Consider the following 23,577-nt stretch of genomic DNA (forward strand, 5'->3'; position numbering starts at 1 on the left):
ACGGTGGGAGAGAAGTTGTGTAGAAAGCCCGCACGCGCTCGCGTCGCCTGGGGGCATATTTCGGGCGCGCAGTTCTGCGCACTCGAAATAGTGGCCGCGCACAGGCAAGCGCGAGCAAGAGGTGCGGTCAGGCCTCGCCGAGCAGTTTGACCTCGGCTTTCCGGAGGTGTTCGAGGAGTGTCGCCTTCGACACGTCGAGGTCGTCGGCGAGTTCGGTCGCCGACACCTCGCGGGGCCACGTGTAGTAGCCCCGCTGGCGGGCGAGTTCGAACACCTCGCGCTGGCGGGCCGAGAGGTCGTCGGTCCGGAACATCCCGCTTCCGGCCTTCGGCGCGGTGATGAGTTCGACCGCAACGTCGGCGTCCATCTCCTCGCGGAGCGCGTCGATGCGCTCGTGGACCGCGTTGCGACTCTCGTTGACGATGACCGTCCAGTACTCCCGGCCGTCGTACATCCGGACCGGTTCGTCAGGGATGAACCCCCGCGAGACCAACGCGTCGTTGATGCTCTTGTCGATGTCGTACTGGACCACGATGCCCCGACTCGCGTTCCCCGGGACCTGCGTGTCCGCCTCGGCGTGGGGGCTCGCCGTCTCCCAGACGGACTCGGTGTGCTCCGACGCCCGGACGGCTTCGACCAGTTCGTCCACCTCCTCGGTCGCGTCGCCGTAGGCGGTGAACCGACCGTTGGCCATCCCGTCGATTCGGTGGACGCCGTGGCCGAGCAACCCCCCATCAGTTCGCTCGGTCACTTCCAGCGTCCAGCAGTCGGGATGCCAGATGTCGAGCGTGAGTCGTAGTCCACCCGTGGTATTAGCTGCCATTCCCCTCGGCCCTATCGATGGAACCACCGCCTAAATAGCTGTCTCTCGGCCCCTCTCATGAACGGTGGTACCGTTTTGCTCGGGTCGTCCGTGGGTCCTCGGCATGGACCTCTACGAGGCCTTCGACGCACCGGTCCCGGCGGTCGTCCTCGCCGAGGGCGAGTTCGGGACCACCGAGGGGAAGACCGCGAACGGAGTCGTCATGCACAGCGAACTGTTCGAGGCGAGAGCGGTGGTCGATTCGACGCAGGCCGGGAAGACCGCCGACGAGGTACTCGACCGCGACGGTGTGCCGGACGCTCCCGTCGTCGCCTCGACCGAGGACGCCCTCCGAGAAGCCCCCGACGCCGAGGCGCTGGTCGTCGGGGTCGCGCCCGCGGGCGGCGAACTTCCCGACGAGTGGGTCGAAGACATCAGGCAGGCGATGCAAGCCGGTTGCGACGTGGTTTCGGGTCTCCACACGTTCCTCTCCGAGGACTGTCAGTGGCGCGAACTCGTCGAGGAGTTCGGCGTCCGACTCTTCGACGTGCGCAAGCCGCCGGCCGAGGACGACCTGCGAGTCGCCGACGGTCGAGTGGACGACGCGGACGCCGACGTGGTGCTGACGATGGGCACCGACTGCGCCGTGGGCAAGCGCACGACCACCTTCGAACTCTACCGGGCGGCGAGGGCCGCCGGTCTCGACGCCGGGTGGGTCGCCACCGGCCAGACAGGCATCATGGTCGGCGCGCACCGCGGCGTCGTCGTAGACCGCGTGCCCGCGGACTTCACCGCGGGCGTGGTCGAAGACCTCGTCTGTGCGGTCGCCGAGGAACACGACCTCGTGCTCGTGGAGGGGCAGGCCGCGCTCTCGCATCGGGCCTACTCGGGCGTGACGCTCTCGCTCCTCCACGGGGCGAACCCGGACGCGGTAGTGCTGGTTGACGACCCCGACCGAAAGGGGCGGGCCGACTTCGACCGCTTCTCGGTCGCGGGCGTCGAGCGCGAAGTCGCCGCCATCGAGTCGGTGGCCGACGCCGAGACGACGGTCGCCGCGCTCTCGACGTGGGGCGACGCCGGCGCGCAGTCGGCCGAGTGGGGAATTCCGGCGGCCAACGTCTACGACGAGAGCGGTCCGACCGACCTGCTCGACGCCGTGCGGGACGCGCTGTAGGTCGTCGCTCGCGGCTACTCCGGGTCCTCGGGCGTCATCCCGGCGTGTTCGTCGGCGTCCCGCACGCGCCACATCCGAGCGCGGAGGTCGTCGGCCATCGCGGGCACCCCGAGGTCGTCGAGGCGGTCGAGGTCGTCGGGCGCGACCGGGAACTGCCGGAGGTCCTTGTGGAGCGCGATGCCGGCGTAGGCTCCGTCGCCGATGGCGATGGGCGTCTGGTTCTGGCCGTGGGTCACGTCGCCGACCGCGTAGGCTCCATCGACGCTGGTCTCGCGGTCGTCGTCCACCGCGATGGCACCGTCGTCGCGGAGTTCACACCCGAGGTCGGCGGCGAGGTCGTTGTTGAACTCCTTGCCGTAGACGGCGAAGCCGCCGCCGTACTCGCGGGTGTGGCCGTCGGCGAACTCCAAGCCGCCGAGCCACGGGTCGTCGCTGTCGCCTCCGTTACCGTCGTCTCCGTGGCCGGAGTCCGTCTCGGCGAAGGCGTGGTCCACGCGGTCCTCGACCACCTCGACGGGGTGAGCGCGGACCTGTTCGTCCGCGGCGTCGTCCCACTCGGGAGTCTCGTCGTTCAGCAGGAGGTCCACGTCGTCGGTGAAGTTGAGGAGCATCATCGCCATCTGGGCCGCGTGGTCGTCGCGGCCGAGGACGAACACGGGTTCGTCGCCGAGGGTGTAGGCGTCGCAGTGGAGACAGTAGTGGAGGCCCCGGCCGGTGAACTGCCGGAGGTTGCGGACGTTCGGCGGAACGTCGGTGAAGCCGGTGGCGAAGACGACGCGGTCGGTCCGGAGCGCGACGCTCTCGCAAGTCACGCGAAACTGGACGTCGTCGCTCTCGTTCTCGAAGTCGGCGTCGTCGCGGTCGGTCCGCTCGACCTCGCGCACGTCGTCCCGATAGTAGTCCGCGCCGTACTCTTCGAGTTGGTCGATAGCGAGTTCCGTGACCTCGCCGCCGGACGTGTCCTCGGAGACGCCGACGAGGTTGTGGACCGACGCGACCGACTCGTACCGGCCGCCTTCGCGGTCGACGACCGCGGTCCGGTGACCGAGGCGGGTCGCGTAGAGCGCGGTCGTGAGTCCCGCTGGTCCACCACCGACGACGACCACCTCGTAGGCGGGGGTCTGAGCCATTACCCCGGATACGGGCGTGGGATAGTTCGGACTTTGGGCCGCGGTTCGCGGTACGTATAGCAATATAAAACACTATCCAACACGTATTTACATATATCTGTCAACTTTTCTCCGTTCCTATCACTAACTTATTAATGCCGTCCGACACCCCATCTCGGCGCGCGCTGGTGCGACCCGCGGTTTGGGTCGCACCAACTGCGCGAGGTCGTCGGGAACGGACGTGACCGACGGCTCGGAAGTCGCAGCCCGCACAGCGAAGCGAGCGAGGAGGTTGGGGAGGTTCGGGGCTGTCGCGGTCGTCTGGGTGGATTGAAAGGGGCCGCCCGGTCGCGTTTACGTAGTCGTCGCTGCGGGCCACTATTCGAGGTTCGGGCGGTGCGGAGAGAACCGCGAACATCCCGCAGAGCGACCGCGACCGGGCGGGGGCTTTCTGAGTCTCTCTACTCCGAACAATCCGTCCCCTCGATTCCCTTTGCCAAGGCGTAGCGACTCAGAGCCCCGGTACCCAAGACCAGAACCGACGACTAGGAGAAGAACTTCATCAGGTCGTCGCGCTTCTGCTCGTGGAGTTCCGTCTTCACGGCCTCGTTCAGCGCGTCGATGTTGCCCCGCTTGGCGCTAATCGGAGCAATCGTGTCGCGCCACTGCTTCCACGGCGGGTGCAGACCCAGCCTATCGCAGAGTTCGTTCAGGCGCTCGTCCTCGTCGTCTACCTTGTCCATCTTGTTGACCGCGACCACGACCGGGATGCCCACGTCCCGGAGGAAGTAGAACATCTCCACGTCGTAGGGAATCTCGTCCTCGCCGGAGTGTCGGTCGATGATGTCCACGGCGCTCTTGCCGTCCACGACGAGTACGCCCACCAGAATGTCGTCGGCGTGGTCCTCGATGTAGTGCACGATGTTGGTCTTTATCTGCTCGCGTTGCTCCTCGGGCACGCCGGACATGAAGCCGAACCCCGGCAGGTCGGTGAGCATGAAGTCGTCGCTGGCCCAGTCGTAGTGGTTGGGCGACCGAGTGACGCCCGGCTTGCTCCCCGTGTCGAAGCTATGGCCGGTGATTTCGCGCATCAGCGTCGATTTCCCGACGTTCGACCGGCCGACGAAGATGATCTCGTCGGCCCGGCCCGGGCGGTTCTCGAACATACGCTGTCTAGCCGGTGACGAGGTTTAACGGGCGTGGTCTGTGGTTTCGGGCGCGTCCGTGATCTGCGAGGCCGAGCGCGTCCGAAACCGTCCCGTCGCCGTGCCGCGACTTATTTACACCTCCCGTGCCATTCCGCAGGTATGCGGCTCGTGCAGGTTTCGATTCCGGCAGGTAAGCGAGAGTTAGTCTCCGACGTGCTCGAATCCGAGGGCGTCGACTACATGCTGACCGACGAGACCAGCGGCCGGGAGTACACCGCCATCGCCTACTTTTCACTACCGACCAACGCCGTCCAGCCGATTCTCGACAAGTTGCAGGACGCCGGACTGGGCGACGACCCCCACGCGGTCGTCATCGACGCCGAGACCGACACCTCCCGCCAGTACGAAGAGTTAGAGAAGCGATTCTCCGAGGAGAACGACGACCCCTCCACCATCGCCCGCGAGGAGATACGTACCGAGGCCCGCGAGATGACCCCCGAGTTTCCCACCTTCGTGACGATGACCGTCATCAGTTCGGTCGTCGCCACCGCGGGGATGCTCCTCGACTCCCCGGCGGTCGTCGTGGGGTCGATGGTCATCGCGCCGCTCATCGGGCCCGCGATGGGGACGAGCGTCGGCACCGTCCTCGGCGACCGACAGCTGTTCCGTCGCGGCGTGAAGTACCAGTTCATCGGCGGATTCGCGGCCATCGCGGCCGCCACCCTGTTCTCGGTCGGGGTTCGGTACGGCTTCCTCCTCCCACCGGGGACGGACGTCCTCGGCATCTCGCAGGTCAGCGGCAGACTGACGCCCGACTTCCTCTCGCTGGCCGTCGCGCTCGGAGCGGGCGCGGCGGGCGCGCTGAGCCTCGCGTCGGGCGTCTCGGTCGCCATCGTCGGCGTGATGATCGCCGCGGCGCTCGTCCCGCCCGCCGCCGCCGTCGGCATCGGAATCGCGTGGCAACAGCCACTCGCGGCGGTGAGTTCGCTCGTCCTCGTGCTGGTCAACATCCTCTCGATCAACCTCTCGGGACTGGTCGTTCTCTGGTATCTCGACTACGGGCCGAAGGACTGGTTCGAACTCAACCAGACCCGGTCGGTACTGTTCAAGCGCGCTGGCGTCCTCGTGGTCGCCATCGCCCTCCTCTCGCTGTTCCTCGGTGGGGTGACGTTCGCCACCATCGAGAACGCGACGTTCCAGAATCGGGCCCAGGAGAAGGCTCACACCGTCCTCACCGAGGAGGAGTACGAGGGAGCGAGGCTCTTCGACATGGAGTTCGTCGGGAGTAGTAATCTCCCGTTCGACCAGTCCGAGCGCGTCGTCATCACGGTCGGTCGTCCACCCGGCGTCGAGTACCCGGACCTCCCCAGACGCCTGAGCCAGCGCATCAATCGCAACACCGCCCAGGAGATCGTCGTGGACGTCCGGTTCGTCGAGTACGAGCGCGTCGAACCGTGAGTCAAGTCGCCGTTTCACTTATGCGGGGATTTTTGCCGGGAGCTGTCGTATCCGACGTGCGATGCACAGCAGAATACTCACGACGGTGGGGGTCGCCTTCCTACTGCTGACTGCCGGATGCGTCGGGAGTCTCGCGCCGACCTCCGACGCGACCGCACAGACACAGCAAGCCGACCGCGGCGGCGAGACGATCAGCGTCTCCGCGACCGGGCAGGCCGAAGCAGAGCCGGATCAGGCAGTCCTGCAGGTCGCGGTCCTCGCGCGCGGTGACGACGCGAACGCGGTCCGAACCCAACTCGCCGAGAACGCCACGCAGATGCGCGAGGCGCTCCGACGAGTCGGAATCGCCGACGACCAGATTCGGACCGTCTCGTTCCGCATCGACCAGGAGTACCGCGAGGAGGAGGGCGAGCGACGACCCGCCGGTTTCCAGGGAGTCCACGCCTTCGAGATCACGCTGTCGAACGTGAGCAGGGCGGGAGCCGTCGTCGATACCGCGGTGGCGAACGGGGCCGACCGCGTGGACAACATCGAACTCACGCTGTCGGAAGAGCGCAGACGACAGATTCGGGCCGAGGCGCTCCGGGACGCGATGGAGAACGCACGGACTAACGCCGACGTCATCGCCGAGAGCGCGAATCTGACGATCGCTGGCGTCCACAGCGCCGCGACCGGCGACCAGAGTTTCAGACCCGTCCGGGCCGAGGCTCTCACGGCCGACGCCGAAGGGAAGGCCGGGACGAGCATCGAGTCCGGGCCGGTGACCGTCTCCGCGCAAGTGTCGGTGACGTACAACGCCAGCGCGTAACGCCGCCGACCGCGGTCCACGGCGGCCTGAATCCTTTTGCGTCGGTACGCCGTGACTTCGTTGTGCGCCTGATACACGTCCTGATTTCGGACGAACGGCGTGGCCCAGTTCTGGGCGCGCTCGACGAGAAGGAGATCGACTACGCCGTCCTCGAAACCGACGAGCGAACCAGCCAGGAGGTACTCGTGGAGTTTCCGCTCCCAAGCGACGGGGTCGGAGACGTGATGAGTGCGCTCCGAGACGCCGGACTCGAAGAAGACGAGTACACCGTCATGGGGAACGCCGAGACCGCCTCCACGCCCAACATGGAGATGCTGGAGAACCGATACGCCGACGACTTCGACCCGCTGACCCGGAAGGAACTCCGGTCGAAGGCCCGCGACATGGCCCACGACACGACCTCGTTCGTCTGGATGATTTTCCTGAGCGCCATCATCGCCACCGCGGGCCTGCTGGTCGACTCTCCGGCCGTCGTCGTCGGGTCGATGGTCATCGCGCCGTTCGTGGGGCCGGTTCTCACCGCTGGCGTCGGCGGGGTCACGGGCGACCGAGAGATGCTTCGAGACAGCATCTGGTTGCAGGCGGTCGGGATAGTCGTCGCCATCGTGAGTTCGCTGGCGTTCGGCTATCTCCTCAGGACGTTCTCGCTCGTCCCCCAGTTGCAGATCACGGCGCTCGGCCAGATCAGTTCCCGAGTCGCGCCGAGTCTGCTCACCGTGGCGGTCGGGTTGGCGGCGGGGAGCGCCTCGGCGTTCGGACTATCGACGAAGGGACCGACCTCGCTAATCGGCGTGATGATCGCCGCGGCCCTGATTCCGGCCGCCGCGACCACCGGCATCGCCACCATCTGGGGGTATCCGGTCATCGCGGTCGGGTCGCTGATACTCCTGCTGATATCGATAATCGGTATCAACGTCGCGGCGTTCGTCACGCTCTGGTACCTCGGCTACCGGCCGAACGGGTTCGACCGAAAGCTCTGGAACCCCCGCGATTCGACGGGAACCGCGGTGTTCGTCGTCTCGGTGGTGGCACTGCTTCTCGTCGTCGGCGGCGCGGTGTTCGCCACCTACCAGCAGGTCACCTACGAGCGCAGTATCAATCAGGGAGTCAGTTCCATCCTCGACGACTCGGAGTACGCGAACCTCACGTTCGTCCAGACCAGCGTCGAGTACGGATTCACCGGTAATCTATTCGAACCGGAGACCGTCACCGTCACCATCAGTCGCACGTCGGACCGGGAGTATCCGAACCTGCCGAATAGACTCCAGCGGCAGGTCGTCGACCGGACGAATCAGAACCCGGAGGTCCGCGTCCACTTCGTGGACTACGAAGTTGCGAACTCTTCGCAGGAGTCGCTCGGAGTTCCGCACTCGAGTGCGGCCGCGTGACGATTCACTCGTCCTCGAAGGGTAGTTCCGGTTCGTAACCGACCGCCTCGACCGTGGCGTCCAGAACCTCGTCGACGTTCTCGCCGCTCTCGATGCTCATGTAGGCGTCGGCGTCGACGTCGGTCGAGAGGTCCGACTTGTTGCAGACCGTCAGGACCGGCACGTCCTCGAATCGCTCGGCGAGGGCGTCCCGAAGTTCGAGTTGGGCGTCGAGGGGGTAGCCGCAGTAGCCGCTCGCGTCCACGACGAAGAGGATGGCGTCCGCGAGGTGGGTGAGTGCCGAGACCGCCTGGTTCTCGATGTCGTTGCGCTCGTCCTCCGGCCGGTCGAGCAGGCCGGGCGTGTCCACGATTTGATACCGGATGTGGTCCTGCTCGAAGTGGCCGACCCGCACGCCCTTGGTCGTGAAGGGGTACTCGGCGATCTCGTTCCGGGCGTTCGTGACCTCGTTGACGAACGACGACTTGCCGACGTTGGGATAGCCAGCCACGACGATGGTGGGTTCGTCGGGGTCGATGTCGGGGAGTCGACGGAGGTCCTGATGGGCCTCGCCGACGCGCAGGAGGTCGTCTTCGACCTCCTCCACGACGTCCGCGAGGCGGGCGAACCCCTGCTTGCGGAACTTCCGGTCGGCGTCGGCGTCGCCCGTGAGTTTGCCCTGATACTCCCGGCCGATGTCGTGGGTCTTCCTGCTGGCCCACTGAATTTCGGAGAGGCTCTGGCGCAACTCGTCTACGTCCACGATGGCGTCGGCGAGTTCGTAGTAGAAGGGGTCTACCTCGTCGAAGTCCGGCCACTCCGCGGCGACGTTCTGCAAGTTGTCGCTCAGGATGTTGGAGGCGGTCTGGAGCATCGACTGTTGGGCCTCCGCGCCGTTCTTGGCCCGGCCTGCCCGTGCGGCCCGCGAGAAGGCCTTGTCGATGAGTTCCTCCGACGTTGGGGTCGTCGGCAGGTTCTCGAAAATCATGCACGTAGATAGGTCTCGCGACATTAAAAGGGCGTCCATACGAGCGTAGGAGCGCTTCGAGGAGTCGGTAGTTCGATAGGGGTGGCAACGTCGGTGGGAGTCGGCGGGTACCGACTCACCACCTACCACCCACCTCTAAGTACCACTCTGTTTTACCACTTGGTAAATGGGCGACCAGCAGCCTACACCCACGACCGACACCCGACGACCTGCACCGGTACAGAGGCCCGTCGCGCTCACCATCGCGGGCAGCGACTCCGGCGGCGGCGCGGGCGTGCAGGCCGACCTCAAGACCATCGAAGCCCACGACGCTTTCGGGACGAGTGCAGTCACCGCGGTCACGGCCCAGCACACCCGCGGGGTCGAATCGACACACGTCCTGCCCGCCGAGGAGGTCGCGGCCCAGATCGACGCCGTGACCGGCGACTTCGACGTACGGGCCGCCAAAACCGGGATGCTCGCCACCGAGGAAATCGTGGAGACCGTAACCGACCGCGCCGCGAGCGCGGAGTTTCCCTTCGTCGTGGACCCGGTGATGGTCGCCGCGTCGGGCGACCGCCTGCTCGCGCCCGAGGCCGAGCGAGCGTACGAGGAGTTGGTAGCCGAGACCGCGCTCGTGACGCCCAACGCCGACGAGGCGGAGGTGCTGACCGACGTGACAGTCGAAGACCGCGAGTCGGCGACCGAGGCGGGCGAGCGACTAGTGGCGATGGGTGCCGACGCCGCCCTCGTCAAGGGCGGGCACGTCCCCGGCGAGTCGGTCCGAGACGTGCTGGTGACTGCCGAGGAGACGCGGGCGTTCGAGCATCCCCGCGTCGAGACCGACGCGACTCACGGCTCCGGATGCGCGCTCTCGGCGGCCGTCGCGGCCCAACTCGCGCGCGGGAACGACCTAAGTGATGCAGTCGAGTCGGGCGTCGAGTTCGTGACTCGCGCGGTTCGCTACCCCCTCGACGTGGGCGAGGGACCGGGCGCGGTCCACCACGGCGTCGAGCGCCGGAATCGCGCGGCCCGCGAACCCACCGCCGAGGAGGTCCATGAGGTCGTCCGGGAGTTCGTCGCCGAAGACGTGTCGGCGCTCGTGCCGGAGGTCGGTACGAACGTGGTCGGTGCGACTCCCTACGCCGAGACGGTGGACGAAACCGCCGCGGTGGAGGGGCGAATCGCTCGGACGTTCTCCGGCGTCGAGCCCAACCGCGGCGTGCGCTTCGGCGCGTCGAGCCACGTCGCGCGCTTCCTGCTGGCCTGCCGGGAGTTCGACCCCGACCTGCGATTCGCCGCGAACTGCCGGTTCGACGCCGACGTGGAGGCCGCATTGGAGTCGCTGGACTGGGCGGTCGCGGAGTACGACAGGGGGTCGGAACCCGACGAGGTGAAGGAGCGGGAGGGGTCCACGATGCAGTGGGGTGCGCGGCGGGCGTTCGAGTCGGTCGAGGGGACGCCCGTGGCCGTGGTCGATAGGGGCGAAGTCGGCAAGGAAGCGATGACGAAGGTGGTCGCCGAGAGTGGCGAGGAGTTGACCGAGCGAGTGGTGGCCCTGTCGGAAACCCTTTAGGGGTCCGTCGGGTCGTCTATCCAGTTGTAACACCGGTACTCTCCATCCCCGTCGCCGTCCTCGGTCAGCGCCTTGACCGGGACGAACCCCTTTCCGCCGCGAGCGCCGACCTTCTCGCCGTCAGGGTCGTCGGCGACGAACATCGCCTTCACGCGCATCTCGACAGTGACCTCGAAGTCGCCCACGCCCGACTCGTCGGGGTCGAAGGACATCCGCACGCCGTCCGGAGCGACCCCCAACGTGACGTAGCCATCGGGCGATTCGACCGCGACGTCGTGGCTCGCCAGCCCTCCGGTGAGGTCTTCGACCCACTCGCGCAACTCCTCGCGGTCGAGATCGGCGTCGAGGTCGAAACTCCCGTCGTCGGCGATACCGCCGTCCTCGAAGACGAACTCGGGGTACCGGAGGTCTTCGGGCGGGAGGGCGTGGTCGTCGGCGTCTTCGCTCTCCTCGGCCCCGTCGGTGTCCTCGTCGCTCATACCATCAGGGGCTTGCTACGACCGCATTACTGTTACGAGAGCGCGACGAAGGGCGGGTATGACCGATTCGAGCGCCTGCTCGGACCTCGCAGACCTCGTCGCCGACCTGCACGACCACCTCGAAGCGACCGCGGAGTTGCCGGTCGAGGCCCGGGCGAGCCAGTGGCTCGGCGAAGCCGAGGCGGTCTGCGAGGACGCCGCGAGACCGAACGTATCGGAAGCGGTCGTGAAGAAGCGCGTCGGGCAGGTCCGGATGCTGCTCTCGAGCGTCGAGGATACCGGAAGCGAAACCGCGGACGAACACGTCGCCGCGGCGCGCGAACTGGTCGAAGAAATCGAGTCGCGACTTTAGGCGGCCTGCATCATCTCGCGACACGACTCGGCGCACCGCTCGACCACGTCGGCGCAGACCTGACAGTGGTCGTGGTCGTGACGCCGACACTCCTCGGCGCACTCCTCGCAGGCCCCGGCGCAGGCCTCCGCGAGTTCGGCGCTGTAGTTCGAGTTGCGCGCCATGAACCGCGCGTGTTCGCTAGCGAGGTCGGCCACGTCCCGGCAGAGCCGGATGCACTTGGCCATGTCCTCGTCCTCGTCGAGGCACTCGTCGGCGCACCACTCGCAGGCCTGCATCGCTTCGAGGCAGTTGTCCATGCACTCGTCCGCGGTGTCGCTCAGTTCGAGTTCTGCTAATGCCATGACACAGGAAGAACGGTAGAAACACGGAAGATGGTTGTGGCCACGCGTCCCAAAACTACGGCTATGTTCCCATCTCGGTCCCCATCTTCGCGGGGTTCATCATCCCCTCCTTGACGCCGACGTAGATGAGCGCGAGGTTGACCGGGTACGCCGCCAGCAGGCCGAGGGTCAGCGAGAACACGAGCGAGGTCCAGAACAGCACGTCGCCCAGTCCGGCCTCGCCCGCGAGCCAGACGTCGGTGCTGATGGCGACGATTTCCATCACGGTGATGCTCGCCGTCTCCGAGTAGAAGGCGTCCCAGAGGGCCTCTCGGAGACCGATACCCTCCTGCATCAGCGGTCCGACCGTCATCAGGTAGCCGAAGAGGTACGCCAGCGCGAAGGTGAGGACGACCGTTCCGGTCGTCTTGAACGCGAAGAGACCGACCGCCATCGAGACGCCGAGGACCTCGCCGGTCCCACACCCCGAGTAGCAGTGGCTGACCGACCGGAATCCTTTACGCCAGAACGAGTCGTGGTCGATCTGGGTCCGCCCCGAGTACCAGTAGCCGACGAGACCGAGCGGCCCGGAGTACAGCACCGTGAACGCCCAGACGAACTGCATCAGGCTCTTTAGCTCCGAGTTGTTCCTCCGGAGGTCCCGGACGAGGACCGCGAGCGAGACGGCGACCAGTCCGCCCCACGCCGCGAGGTAGGTGGGGTTCGTCAGCACGTTCTGGAGCGCCTGCTGGATTCCCATGTCCGAGGGTACGGGATTCAGGCTTTACGGGATTGCGGCTAAGATACAATCCCGTCGCGGACGCTCTCCAGGAGATTCTTCGGGATTTCTCGGCAGCGACTTTGGTTTCCGAAGTGAATCCGGGCGAGAGTAGCGAAATCACAGGGGAAAGTCGGAAAAAGGACGCTACCGAAGTAACGGACATGGCGAAACAGATTACCGTCGAAGGCATGAGCTGTGGCGGCTGCGAGGAGAACGTCGAGAACGCACTGCGCGACCTGCCGGGCGTGACCGACGCCGAAGCCGACAACGAAACCGACAGCGTGACCATCGAAGGCGAGGCGTCGGACGAGGACATCGTAACCGCGGTCGAGGACGCGGGTTACACGGCGAAGGCCTAATCAGGGAACGATATTCGTTTTCTTCAGCAATAATATTGTTTCTTTAGAGGACGTATAGCGGGTTCTCTGGAGGACTGTCTACTGCTCGAACGGAGACGGCAACGCTAGCTACTGCGGGTGCAAGGGAGTTTCCGCACGGCTCCGCGACCGCATCGCGCCCCGTGCCACCCCGAGCAGTTCGCGCCTGCGGCGCTCACGGCCCGCATTCCGTGGATTGCGACATCTGTGATTCCGTGGATTGCGACAATCCGTGGTTTCGGAGACTGCGACAGTCCGCGGTTCCGTGGATTGTCGCAATCGTTCGCTCGTCACGAGGCCCGGCCTCGATTCGCACCCGAACCCGCACCGTTTTAGTCGCCGAGGCCCCTCCAACTCGACTATGAATTCGCTCGCGCGCTCGTCCCTCCGGGGAGGTGGTCGCCGTGTCCCGACCTGACGCCGAGGTGGGCGGCATCGTCGGGGAGTTCCTCTCGCTCAAGGCCGAGACCGACGCAGACTATCTCGTGATGCAGGTCGGGGACTTCTACGAGTTCTTCGGCGACGACGCCGAAGAAGTCGCGGACCTCCTCGACCTGAAGGTCTCCCAGAAGTCGTCTCACGGCTCGAACTATCCGATGGCCGGGGTGCCGGTGGACAAACTCACGCCGCATCTCAAGCAGTTGGTCGAGCGCGGCTACCGGGTCGCGGTCGCCGACCAGCACGAGACCGCCGACGGCCACGCCCGCGAGATTACCCGGGTCGTGACGCCCGGCACCCTGCTCGAAACGACCGACGCCGACGCCCAGTACCTCGCCGGAGTCGTCCGGGCCGACGACGACCGCTACGGTCTCGCCTTCGCCGACGTGACCACGGGGAGATTCCTCGTGACCGAAGTCACGGGAGCGGACGCCGACGCGACTGCCGACAGCGTGTTCACCGAACTCTACCGCTTCGACCCCGTGGAGGTGCTTCCCGGCCCGGAGGTCCGCAACGACGACGCCTTCCTGGAGCGAGTCCGCGAGCGCACCGACGCGACGCTCACGCTCCACCGCGCCGACGCGTTCGCGCCCGGTCGAGCGACCCACGAGACGAAGGCGCAGTTCGGCCAGGAGACCCTCACCAGCCTCGGCCTGGCGGGCGAGAGCGCAAGCAATCGGGACGAACGGCCGCGAGTGCAGGCCGCGGGCGCGCTCCTCTCGTACGTCGAGGAGACCGGTACCGGCGTCAAAGCCTCGATGACCCGACTCCAGTCCTACGAGGGCGACGACCACGTGTCGCTCGACGCGACGACCCAGCGCAACCTCGAACTCACCGAGACGATGCAGGGCGACCGCGACGGGTCGCTGTTCGCCACCATCGACCACACCGTGACGAGTCCGGGCAAGCGCCTCCTGAAGGAGTGGCTCCAGCGCCCGCGCCAAGACCTGCCGACGCTCCGCGAGCGAGCGGACTCCGTGGCCGCCTTCGCCGACTCCGCGCTCGCCCGCGAGACCGTCCGCGAGACCCTCGGCGGAGCCTACGACCTCGAACGACTGGCGAGCAAGGCGGCCCACGGGAGCGCGGACGCTCGCGACCTCCTGCGGGTACGAGAGACGCTGGCGCTCCTGCCGGAGGTCGCCGACGCCATCGCTTCGAATCCCGCGCTGTCGAGTTCGCCGCTCGCCGAAATCGCCGGTCGGCCCGACCGCGAGGCGGCCGCCGCGCTCCGCGAGGAGCTAGGCGCTATCGTCGAAGACCCGCCCGGTACCGTCACCGAGGGCGGTCTGTTCCGGCGAGGCCACGACGACGAACTCGACGACCTCATCGACCAGCACGAGGAGACTCGGGAGTGGATAGCCACGCTGGACGACCGCGAGAAGCGGAAGACGGGCATCACCCACCTGCAGGTGGACCGCAACAAGACCGACGGCTACTACATCCAGGTCGGCAACTCCGACACCGGGAAGGTCCCGGACCGCTACGACCGCCTCAAGAGCCTGAAGAACTCCGAGCGATACACCACCGACGAGTTGGACGAGCGCGAGCGCCGGATATTCCGCCTCGAAGAGCGCCGCGGCGAACTGGAGTACGAACTGTTCTCGGAACTGCGCGAGTCGGTCGCCGCCCGCGCCGACCTCCTCCAGTCGGTGGGTCGCACTCTCGCGGAACTCGACGCCCTCGCCAGCCTCGCGGTCCACGCGGTCGAGAACGACTGGGTTCGCCCCGAGTTGCGGGAGTCGGGCGACCTCCGCATCGAGGCCGGACGACATCCCGTCGTCGAGCGCACGACCGAGTTCGTCCCCAACGACCTCCGGATGGGCGAGTCAGCCTCGTTGCCGGACCGGGAGAGTGGCGGTGGGCACGCCGACGAGCGACAGTTCCTGATAGTCACGGGGCCGAACATGTCGGGGAAGTCGACCTACATGCGACAGGCCGCCCTGATAACCCTGCTCGCCCAGATCGGGAGTTTCGTACCGGCCGACGCCGCCGAGGTCGGCGTCGTGGACGGCATCTACACCCGGGTCGGCGCGCTGGACGAACTCGCGCAGGGTCGCTCTACGTTCATGGTCGAGATGCAAGAGCTATCGAACATCCTCCACTCCGCCAGCGAGGACTCGCTGGTGATTCTGGACGAAGTGGGCCGGGGCACCGCGACCTACGACGGAATCTCCATCGCGTGGGCCGCCAGCGAGTACATCGCCAACGAAATCAATTCGAAAACGCTCTTCGCCACACACTACCACGAGTTGACGACGCTCGGCGACGAGCTTCCGGCGGTCGAGAACGTCCACGTCGCGGCCGACGAACACGACGGCGAGGTGACGTTCCTCCGAACCATCGAAGACGGACCGACCGACCGCTCCTACGGTATCCACGTCGCGGACCTCGCAGGCGTTCCCGAACCCGTAGTCGACCGGTCGCGCGAAGTCCTCGACCGACTCCGAGACGACGAAGCCATCGAGGTGCGTGGAGGCGACACGGAGGGAGGGACGAAGCAGGTCGTTTTCGACGTCGGGTCCGGTCGGCTCAGAACCGACAGTCGTTCGGATACCGACGAGTCCGGGGCGTCCGGAGGAACGGAGAGACAGTCTACTCCGGAGCAAGCGACCGGTAGTGACGACCGGACCCTCGATTCGGACACGGAAGCCGTCCTCGACGAGTTAGAAGACCTCGAGGTCCACGAGACGTCGCCCGTGGAGTTGATGAACCGAGTCCAAGAGTGGAAGGAGCAGTTGAACAGCGAGTGAGTTAGCTCGAGCAGACACGACTTGTTCTAGTAGTTCAGTACCCACGTTGAACCCGCGGTACTAACCTTCGCGTACACGCGCAGGCGAAGCGCGCGTGTTCGCCCTCGAGCGTGCGTAGCGCGGCCGTATGCGCAAGGGAAAGTAACAGCTATCTAGAGGGAGTCAAGCCGACCACCGAACCGACCACTCTCCGGTTCCGTCCCGGTCACTCCAAGCGACGGTCAAATCGGTCTTCGAGAGGTCGTTCGGAATCTCGTACGCGAGCCACCCTTTTCGGACGATACCGGCTTCGACTTCGCCGCCCTCGTAGCGGTTCTCCTCTTTATTGACGTACTTCTGATCGTACTGGCTGTTTCTTGCGATGAGGTTCACGTCCGTCTCGAGCGGGATGAAGTTCGATTGACCGGCAGTGTTCTCGGCTTTCAGATAGACGAAAGCCCACCGTTTTCCGTCTCCGGCCCGCTTTTGTTCGGTGCTTCCGTCGTAGCCCTCGTATTCGTAGTAACTCTTCAGGTCGAACCTCTGCACCGAGACGACGACTCCCTCGGGCGTAGTGAACGACTCACCGAGCGACAGTTTCCGACTGACCGCTTGAATCGTGAACTCCTGCTCTAGTTTCTCGATTCGGTACGTAACCCGCATTAGATACTCGAACGTAACGGTTTCGCTGGTCCAGGTTGCCGTTTCGCCAGGCTCGATTTCCTCCGTCTCTGCATCACCGGCCTGCTGCCAATCGCTACTGGCGGTTTTCGCGCTGATGGCAGAATCGAACTCCCCAGGGGCAGAACCGACGTTTTTGATTTCGGCCGAAATCGCGAATTCCTCCCCGAGTTCGACCTTCTCGGGAACGTCCGAGGAGACCAGTTCGAATTCGGCTTCCCCTTCCTCAGTTGTACGTTCTCGTGTAGACGTCGTCTCCGTCGAACCTTCTTGCTCGGTCTCCGTCTCCGCAGTCGTCTGGCTAGATTGGGAGGAGTCGTTCCCACCACCCGTACAACCGGCGAGGGCGCTCAAAGAGAGGGTAGTCGCGGTGATGAAGTGACGTCTATTCATCTACCACCGACTCCACGTGACGTTCCATTGTTATAGAGGGCCTGTGAATGCGGTCCTGACGACAGGATGCGCTTGAGGTCCGAGTAATCTGCACGAAACTCGATCGGCGATAACTCGATTCGCGACCACGAACCGCTAAACCAGTCCGCGCTCGCGCAGCGGTCCGCGGAGGAACCGGGCGTACGCGGCGAAGTACGGAACCAACAGGACGGCCGTGACGACTATCAGCAGGAGAAATCGACCGAACCCGTCCGCGAAGGCGCCCGCACCGTAGGCCGGAGTAATCGGGTCGAGTCCAGCGGCCGAGAGCGCGTCGTCGAACACGAGTCGAAAGGACGCCCACACCGCCGTGAGCAGGAGGATACCGGGGACGAAGAGGCTGACGAGAAACTCGTTGATGACCGTGCCGGGGTCGTCGGCGTCGAACAGATCGCTCCGTGTTCACGACGAGCGTTTCAATTTTCCCCCGAGTCGGCGGGAAGCGGATTGCTGGTCGCCCGGCCAGCAGTATCGAGTTACCGATTCGGGAGTCTGAGTCGTCCCTGAGAGCAGTCCGAGGTCGTCCGGCGAGGCGAACGATTTTTCCCTATTTGCCCGAAATCCGAAACGGATGGTCCACAGTAGCGGAGACGAGACGACCCGCGAGCGCGAGTGGGTGTCGCCGCCGGAGTCGTTCGTCGAGGGAGCGAACGTCACGGCGGCCGACCGCGAAGCGTTCCGCGAGGCCGGATGGCCCGAGTGTTGGGAGCGGCCCGCCGACCTGTTGGACTGGGACCGCCGATTCGACTCGATGCTGGACGACGAGGGGACGACTCGCTGGTTCCCCGGCGGGCAACTGAACGCCTCGTACAACTGCGTCGACCGCCACGTCGAGGCCGGTCGCGGCGACGAGACGGCGGTGACGTGGGAGGGAAAACTCGGGGAGACCCGGACGTACAGCTATCGGGAACTCGCCGACGAGGTGAACGCGTTCGCCGCGGCCCTGCGCGAGTTGGGCGTCGGCGAGGGCGACGTGGTGACGCTCTACCTGCCGATGATCCCCGAGTTGCCGGTCGCCATGCTGGCGTGCGCCCGCATCGGTGCACCCCACAGCGTCGTCTTCGCCGGTTTCTCGGCCGACGCGCTGGCGACTCGGCTCGCGGGGGCAGAATCCCGGTTTCTCGTGACCTGCGACGGCTACTACCGGCGCGGGGCCGCGCTCGACCTGAAGCGCAGGGCGGACAACGCCTGCGTCTCGGTGGACCACGCGGTCGAACCGGTCGTGGTGAACCGCCTCGAAGACGACCGGCCAGCGGGCGACCACCACGCCTACGCCGACCTCGTGGCCGACCACGCGGGCGCGGAAGTCGACCCCGTCTCCCGCGCGGCCGACGACCTGCTCTTTCTCATCTACACCTCCGGAACGACCGGCGAACCCACGCTGGTCCGACACACGACCGGCGGCTATCTCACCCACGTCGCGTGGACGAGTCACGCGGTCCTCGATTTGGTCCCCGGCGACACACACTGGTGTTCGGCCGACGTGGGATGGATCACCGGCCACTCCTACGCCGTCTACGGCCCGCTCGCGCTCGGGGCGACCACCGTCCTGTACGAGGGGACGCCCGACCACCCCGAGACCGACCGCCTCTGGGAGATTATCGAGCGCAACGAAGTCGACGTGTTCTACACGGCACCCACGTCCATCCGGGCGTTCATGAAGTGGGGCGAAGAGCATCCCGAGAGCCACGACCTGTCGAGTCTGCGCCTGCTCGGGACGGTCGGCGAACCCATCGACGAGACGGCGTGGCACTGGTACCGCGACCACGTCGGCGACGGCGAGTGTCCGGTGGTGGACACGTGGTGGCAGACCGAGACCGGCGGCATCGTCCTCTCGACGCTCCCCGGCGTCGACCGGATGCGACCCGGCGCAGTAGGCAAGAGTCTGCCGGGCATCGAGACGGCCGTGGTGGACGAGATGGGCGAGGAGGTCGCCGCCGGAGCGGCGGGGCAACTGGTCCTCACTCGCCCGTGGCCGGGGATGGCCCGGTCGCTCTGCGAGGAGACCGACTGGGGCGAGCGCCGGACTCGGACCGTCGACGGCGAGTGGCAGTACGCCACGGGCGACAACGCCGTCCGGGACGAGGACGGCTATCTTCACCTCCTCGGCCGGGCCGACGACGTGCTCAAGGTCTCGGACCGACGGCTGAGTACCACGGAAATCGAGTCGGCCATCGTCGGCGTCGAGGGGGTCGCGGAGGCCGCGGTCGTCGTCGGCGAGGACGCCAACGCCGTGCGGAAGTCGGAGATACACGCCTTCGTCAGTCCCGAGTCGAACGTCGCGGGCGACGACGCGCTCCGCGGGCGAGTCCGCGCGGCGGTCGAGGAGGCCATCGGCCCCATCGCGGCACCCGACGTAGTGACGTTCGCGCCGTCGCTCCCCAAGACGCGCTCGGGCAAGGTCGTCCGCCGGTATCTCGCGGCCATCGCCAACGGCGAGGACCTCGGCGACACGAGCGCGCTCCGGAATCCGGAGGTCGTCGGCGAACTGGAGTCGCTTCTCGACAGGTAGCGTTCGGACGATTTTCGTGTTTTTCTGAGAAGGTGAAATCCACCAGGGAGATATAGGATTCCTAATTGTATAGAATTATATTATTGTATTTAAGACATATATAGGAACCCGAGGGCAATTGAAATGCGATTTTCGTCGGTATCACGCTCGGGGACGACCTGCGGGAATCAGTCACCGGTGTACAGCACCGCAAATACGGAAGGACGGGAGAAGCGAACGACTACTCGAGCCAATCGGACCGCACTCGCACCGCCCTGTACCGCGATTACAGGCCTCACACCTCCCCAACCTCTTCCCTCACTTCGTTCGGTCGTCCCTCGCACGGTTGGCGCGACACGGGGTCGCGCCAGCGCACGCCGGGTGAAGACTTCCACCGAGCCACGATCGGCCGACCAAATCACCCTCGGGCGGAGGCTTTCGAGAACGTCATCACGTCTCAGAGTCGTGCGGTTCCTAGCGAACAGGGATTTCCTGAACCAATACCGTCTCTCCGACCCCTGCGAAATCTCCTCAAATCGACGACCGCTCCACCAACTCGAAGCTCGTTACCGAAGATTTATTCGCCTTCCTTCGAGAAGGCGAAACGAAATGGGTGGCGAGGCACGCGACGACTTTCTGACGACTGCGGAGTACGAGCGACTCCGGCGGCGAACCGAGACCTACCGCGAGGACCTCGTGGTGGAACTGGCCGGGCGCGTCGGCCTCCGAGCGTCGGAAATAGTCCGTGTTCGGCCCGCGGACCTCCGAGAGCTCGAACGCGGCGGCGAGGTTCACCATCTCCTCACGGTGCCCGACGGCGCGGAGCGCGAACGCAACGGCGACGCCCGCGAGGCGTACGTGCCGTCGCCGGTCGTCCACGACCTCCGGAAGTTCGCCAACGTCAACGACGTGGACCGCCACGACCCCCTCGTCGACGTGTCGGCCCGGCGCGTCCAGATGCTGGTCCGCGACGTGGCCGACCGGACCGACGACCTCCGAGACGTGACGTGCCGGGACCTCCGCCAGCACTTCGCGTGGCGACTCCTCGCCGAGGAAAAGGTCGCTCCCCGGGTCGTCCAGAGCGTCGGCGGGTGGCAGAGCCTCCAGAGCCTCGCGGCGTACCTCGACGAACCGACCACGGCCGAGGTCGTGGACGCCTTCGCCGACCGGTCCCCGGGGCGCGGTCGTCCGCGGACCGACCCATCGCGACCTGCGCGACCGTCTCGTAATCCCGACGCGCGAAGCGACACCCACGACCTCCTCGCGTGTGCGGGCGCGCTGGGCGAGGCGCTCGCGGACGCGTCCACGAGCGAGGACGTGGAACGGGCCGCGTGCGACCGCCTCGCCGACACGTACCGCGCCGTCTGGGTCTGTGACGAGCGCGGTGCGACCCGGGCGAGCGCCGCGCCGGAGCGAGCAGACGACGTTCCCGGCGAGGTTCTCGACGCGGCGGACGTGCCGGACGACGCACCCGACGTGCCCGACGTGACCCTCGTCGAAGCACCGGCCGACGGGGTGCTGTCGGAGTGTTCGTTCGCCGTCGCGCCGCTCCGGTCGAGCGAAACCGTCCACGGCCTGCTCTGGATCGCCCACGAGACGTTCTCGACGGCCGACCGGACCTTCCTCGCGGACGTGGGGCGGCGCGTCGGCCGGACCCTCACCGCCATCGCGCGCAAGCAGTTGCTCTTGGCCGACACGGGCGTCGCCCTCTCGCTTCGGACCACCGACGAGGGCGTGTTCCTCGTGGCCGCCTCGGCCGACCTCGACTGCCGGTTCGAACTCGAAGGCGTCGTCCCGGTCGAGGACCACTCGCTGCTCTACTTCGTCACCGCGAGCGGGGCCGCGGTCGGGGACGTTCTCGAACGAGTGTCCGGCGCGGACGCCGTGGACGACGCCCGCCTCATCCGCGACTACGGCGACGGCGCGCTCTTCGAGTTCGCCGTCTCGGGCGAGTCCGTCGCGCCGATTCTGGTCGAGCGCGGCGGCACCGTCCGCGAGCTGTCGGTCGAAGGCGGCGTTGCCGACGTGTCGGGCGTCTTCTCACAGCGCGTGGACGTTCGCCGGGTCGTGGAGGCCGTCGAGGCGGCGTTCCCCGAGACCCACCTGCGCTCGAAGCGCGAGGTCGAGGAACCGGTTCGGAGCGCGGCCAACGTCCAGCAGACGGTCCACGACCGCGTGACCGAGCGCCAGCGAACCGTCCTCCGGGCCGCCTACCTCGCCGGGTACTTCGAGTGGCCCCGCGGGAGTACCGCCGAGGAACTCGCGGCCTCGATGGGCGTCTCGTCGCCGACGCTCCACAACCACCTCCGGAAGGCCCAGCAGAAGGTGTTGGACGCCGTGTTCGAGGGGCCGGACCACCGAGTCGTGGACGCCGACCAACACTAACTGTCTAGCGTCACGGACGAGTTCGGGTCGGTGAAACGCCTACCGAACAGTGGAAAAACTTACCAGTACTCCTTGCGAAGCCTCTACGGCCATATTTTCGGGTCTTGGGATAGTTAGTTCCCCCACTTATAGGGGAGTGATTGGATTGTGAATGTGGCTCATGCAGGAAGAACAAGACGTGGAACTCGAAGCCCGACTCGAAGACCAAGAGCGATTCGAACCCCCCGAATCGTTCGTGGAAGGCGCGAACGTCTCGGACGACTCCGTCTACGAGACGTTCGAGGAGGAGTGGCCCGAGTGCTGGGAGCAGGCCGCGGACCTGCTCGATTGGAACGAGGAGTACGAGACGGTGCTGGACGACTCGAACCCGCCGTTCTACGAGTGGTTCACCGGCGGCGAACTCAACGCCTCGGCGAACTGCCTCGACCGGCATCTGGACGAGCGCGGCGACGAGGCCGCAATCGAGTGGATCGGCGAGCCGACCGACGAGGAGAATCGGACCTACACTTACGAGGAACTCCACCGCGAAGTCAACGAGTTCGCGGCGGCCCTGCACGAGATGGGAGTCGGCGAGGACGACGTGGTGACGATGTACATGCCGATGGTTCCCGAGTTACCCATCGCCATGCTGGCGTGCGCCCGCATCGGTGCACCCCACAGCGTCGTCTTCGCCGGGTTCTCGGCCGACGCGCTGGCGACTCGGATGAACGCGGCCGACTCCGAATACCTCGTGACCTGCGACGGCTACTACCGGCGCGGCGACCCCCTCGAACACAAGGCCAAGGCCGACGAGGGACTCGACGGCGTCGAACACGAGGTGTCGGACGTGGTGGTCGTGGACCGACTCGGCGACGCCTACGACCACCCGATGGCGGAGAGTCATCACGCCTACGCCGACCTCGTAGAAGCGCAGTCGGGCGCGGAGGTCGAACCGGTGTCGCGGGACGCCGAGGACATGCTGTTCCTGATGTACACGTCGGGGACGACCGGGCAACCGAAGGGCGTCAAGCACACGACCGGCGGCTATCTCGCGTGGACCGCCTGGACTTCGCAGGCAGTCCTCGACGTCAAGCCCGAGGACACGTACTTCTGCTCGGCCGACATCGGCTGGATTACCGGCCACTCCTACATCGTCTACGGCCCCCTGTCGCTCGGGACGACCACGATGATGTACGAGGGCACGCCCGACTATCCGGAGAAAGACCGCCTCTGGGAGATTATCGAGGAGTACGAGGCCGACCAACTCTACACCGCGCCGACCGCCATCCGGGCGTTCATGAAGTGGGGGAGCGACTACCCCGACCAGCACGACCTGTCGAGTCTGCGCCTGCTCGGCACCGTCGGCGAACCCATCAACCCCCGGGCGTGGAAGTGGTACTACAAGCACATCGGCGACGAGAACTGCCCGATCATCGACACGTGGTGGCAGACCGAGACCGGCGGCATGATGGTCACGACCCTCCCGGGCGTGAGGGACATGAAACCCGGAAGCGCGGGGCCGCCGCTTCCGGGCGTGGACGCGCAGGTGGTCGACACCCACGGTGACGAGGTCGAACCGGGGAAGGCTGGCCACCTCACGGTCCAGAAGCCGTGGCCGGGGATGCTGCGTACCCTCTACAACAACGACGAGCGGTACGTCGACGAGTACTGGGCGGAGTACTCCGACACCGACTCCGACGACCCCGACGATTGGGTCTACT

Annotated in this window: 20 protein-coding genes; 11 read left to right on the forward strand and 9 right to left on the reverse strand. The window is 66.2% G+C overall.

Annotated elements, in window-relative coordinates:
* Positions 1–127 precede the first annotated feature (127 nt).
* The gene (locus E2484_RS04425; protein ID WP_137283999.1) at positions 128–823 is read right to left on the reverse strand and encodes a helix-turn-helix domain-containing protein; all 696 of its coding nucleotides are present in this window, start codon (positions 821–823) and stop codon (positions 128–130) included.
* Positions 824–926: 103 nt separating this feature from the next.
* Between E2484_RS04425 and E2484_RS04430 the strand changes: the two genes are divergently transcribed.
* Positions 927–1,976 carry a DUF1611 domain-containing protein gene (locus tag E2484_RS04430; RefSeq protein WP_137284000.1) on the forward strand — a complete coding sequence of 350 codons (1,050 nt, stop codon included), beginning with the start codon at positions 927–929 and terminating at the stop codon, positions 1,974–1,976.
* 14 nt (positions 1,977–1,990) lie between these two features.
* On the opposite strand, the gene E2484_RS04435 is transcribed toward E2484_RS04430, so the two are convergent.
* On the reverse strand, positions 1,991–3,106 hold the full coding sequence (locus E2484_RS04435; protein ID WP_137284001.1) for an NAD(P)/FAD-dependent oxidoreductase: 1,116 nt from the start codon (positions 3,104–3,106) through the stop codon (positions 1,991–1,993).
* A gap of 524 nt (positions 3,107–3,630) precedes the next feature.
* Positions 3,631–4,251: a GTP-binding protein EngB gene (gene engB / locus E2484_RS04440; protein ID WP_137284002.1), complete on the reverse strand. Its 621-nt coding sequence runs from the start codon at positions 4,249–4,251 to the stop codon at positions 3,631–3,633.
* A gap of 141 nt (positions 4,252–4,392) precedes the next feature.
* Between engB and E2484_RS04445 the strand changes: the two genes are divergently transcribed.
* The 3 genes from E2484_RS04445 to E2484_RS04455 all read left to right on the forward strand — a co-directional run bounded on the left by E2484_RS04445 (position 4,393) and on the right by E2484_RS04455 (position 7,887).
* Positions 4,393–5,691: a TIGR00341 family protein gene (locus E2484_RS04445; RefSeq protein ID WP_137284003.1), complete on the forward strand. Its 1,299-nt coding sequence runs from the start codon at positions 4,393–4,395 to the stop codon at positions 5,689–5,691.
* Positions 5,692–5,752: 61 nt separating this feature from the next.
* Positions 5,753–6,499 (forward strand): SIMPL domain-containing protein, encoded by a 747-nt coding sequence (locus E2484_RS04450; RefSeq protein WP_137284004.1) that lies wholly within the window; start codon positions 5,753–5,755, stop codon positions 6,497–6,499.
* A gap of 62 nt (positions 6,500–6,561) precedes the next feature.
* Positions 6,562–7,887, forward strand: coding sequence for a TIGR00341 family protein (locus E2484_RS04455; RefSeq protein WP_137284005.1), 1,326 nt, complete (start codon positions 6,562–6,564; stop codon positions 7,885–7,887).
* Positions 7,888–7,891: 4 nt separating this feature from the next.
* Here the strand turns inward: E2484_RS04455 and E2484_RS04460 are convergent, their stop codons facing one another.
* Positions 7,892–8,854, reverse strand: coding sequence for an NOG1 family protein (locus tag E2484_RS04460; protein ID WP_137284006.1), 963 nt, complete (start codon positions 8,852–8,854; stop codon positions 7,892–7,894).
* Positions 8,855–9,020: 166 nt separating this feature from the next.
* Between E2484_RS04460 and thiD the strand changes: the two genes are divergently transcribed.
* Positions 9,021–10,409, forward strand: a complete 1,389-nt coding sequence (gene thiD, locus E2484_RS04465; RefSeq protein WP_137284007.1) for a bifunctional hydroxymethylpyrimidine kinase/phosphomethylpyrimidine kinase — start codon at positions 9,021–9,023, stop codon at positions 10,407–10,409.
* Here thiD and E2484_RS04470 read toward each other — a convergent pair.
* Positions 10,406–10,888, reverse strand: a complete 483-nt coding sequence (locus E2484_RS04470; protein ID WP_137284008.1) for a hypothetical protein — start codon at positions 10,886–10,888, stop codon at positions 10,406–10,408. The two genes, thiD and E2484_RS04470, sit on opposite strands and share 4 nt — an antisense overlap.
* 58 nt (positions 10,889–10,946) lie before the next feature.
* Between E2484_RS04470 and E2484_RS04475 the strand changes: the two genes are divergently transcribed.
* Positions 10,947–11,240 (forward strand): hypothetical protein, encoded by a 294-nt coding sequence (locus E2484_RS04475; RefSeq protein ID WP_137284009.1) that lies wholly within the window; start codon positions 10,947–10,949, stop codon positions 11,238–11,240.
* Here the strand turns inward: E2484_RS04475 and E2484_RS04480 are convergent.
* Together E2484_RS04480 and E2484_RS04485 are read right to left on the reverse strand one after the other, a co-directional pair.
* Positions 11,237–11,584 carry a four-helix bundle copper-binding protein gene (locus E2484_RS04480; RefSeq protein ID WP_137284010.1) on the reverse strand — a complete coding sequence of 116 codons (348 nt, stop codon included), beginning with the start codon at positions 11,582–11,584 and terminating at the stop codon, positions 11,237–11,239. The genes E2484_RS04475 and E2484_RS04480 overlap by 4 nt on opposite strands.
* Positions 11,585–11,645: 61 nt before the next feature.
* On the reverse strand, positions 11,646–12,323 hold the full coding sequence (locus E2484_RS04485) for a DUF4396 domain-containing protein (RefSeq protein WP_137284011.1): 678 nt from the start codon (positions 12,321–12,323) through the stop codon (positions 11,646–11,648).
* Positions 12,324–12,505: 182 nt separating this feature from the next.
* Between E2484_RS04485 and E2484_RS04490 the strand changes: the two genes are divergently transcribed.
* Together E2484_RS04490 and mutS are read left to right on the forward strand one after the other, a co-directional pair.
* Positions 12,506–12,703, forward strand: coding sequence for a heavy-metal-associated domain-containing protein (locus E2484_RS04490; RefSeq protein WP_137284012.1), 198 nt, complete (start codon positions 12,506–12,508; stop codon positions 12,701–12,703).
* 422 nt (positions 12,704–13,125) lie between these two features.
* On the forward strand, positions 13,126–15,909 hold the full coding sequence (gene mutS / locus E2484_RS04495; RefSeq protein WP_321111789.1) for a DNA mismatch repair protein MutS: 2,784 nt from the start codon (positions 13,126–13,128) through the stop codon (positions 15,907–15,909).
* A gap of 162 nt (positions 15,910–16,071) precedes the next feature.
* Here mutS and E2484_RS04500 read toward each other — a convergent pair whose 3' ends face one another.
* Positions 16,072–16,962, reverse strand: a complete 891-nt coding sequence (locus E2484_RS04500) for a COG1361 family protein (protein ID WP_137284013.1) — start codon at positions 16,960–16,962, stop codon at positions 16,072–16,074.
* A 135-nt stretch (positions 16,963–17,097) separates the two neighbouring features.
* Positions 17,098–17,307: a hypothetical protein gene (locus E2484_RS04505; RefSeq protein ID WP_321111791.1), complete on the reverse strand. Its 210-nt coding sequence runs from the start codon at positions 17,305–17,307 to the stop codon at positions 17,098–17,100.
* Positions 17,308–17,572: 265 nt separating this feature from the next.
* On the opposite strand from E2484_RS04505, the gene E2484_RS04510 reads away from it, so the two are divergent.
* The 3 genes from E2484_RS04510 to E2484_RS04520 all read left to right on the forward strand — a co-directional run.
* Positions 17,573–19,513, forward strand: a complete 1,941-nt coding sequence (locus E2484_RS04510) for an acetate--CoA ligase (protein WP_137284015.1) — start codon at positions 17,573–17,575, stop codon at positions 19,511–19,513.
* Between the two features lie 588 nt (positions 19,514–20,101).
* Complete coding sequence (locus E2484_RS04515) at positions 20,102–21,877, forward strand: bacterio-opsin activator domain-containing protein (RefSeq protein WP_137284016.1); 1,776 nt, start codon at positions 20,102–20,104, stop codon at positions 21,875–21,877.
* 160 nt (positions 21,878–22,037) lie between these two features.
* On the forward strand, positions 22,038–23,577 hold a 1,540-nt coding region (locus tag E2484_RS04520; RefSeq protein WP_137284017.1), incomplete at its 3' end, for an acetate--CoA ligase.

The organism is Halorussus salinisoli (genome assembly GCA_005239435.1).
GTDB lineage: Archaea > Halobacteriota > Halobacteria > Halobacteriales > Haladaptataceae > Halorussus > Halorussus salinisoli.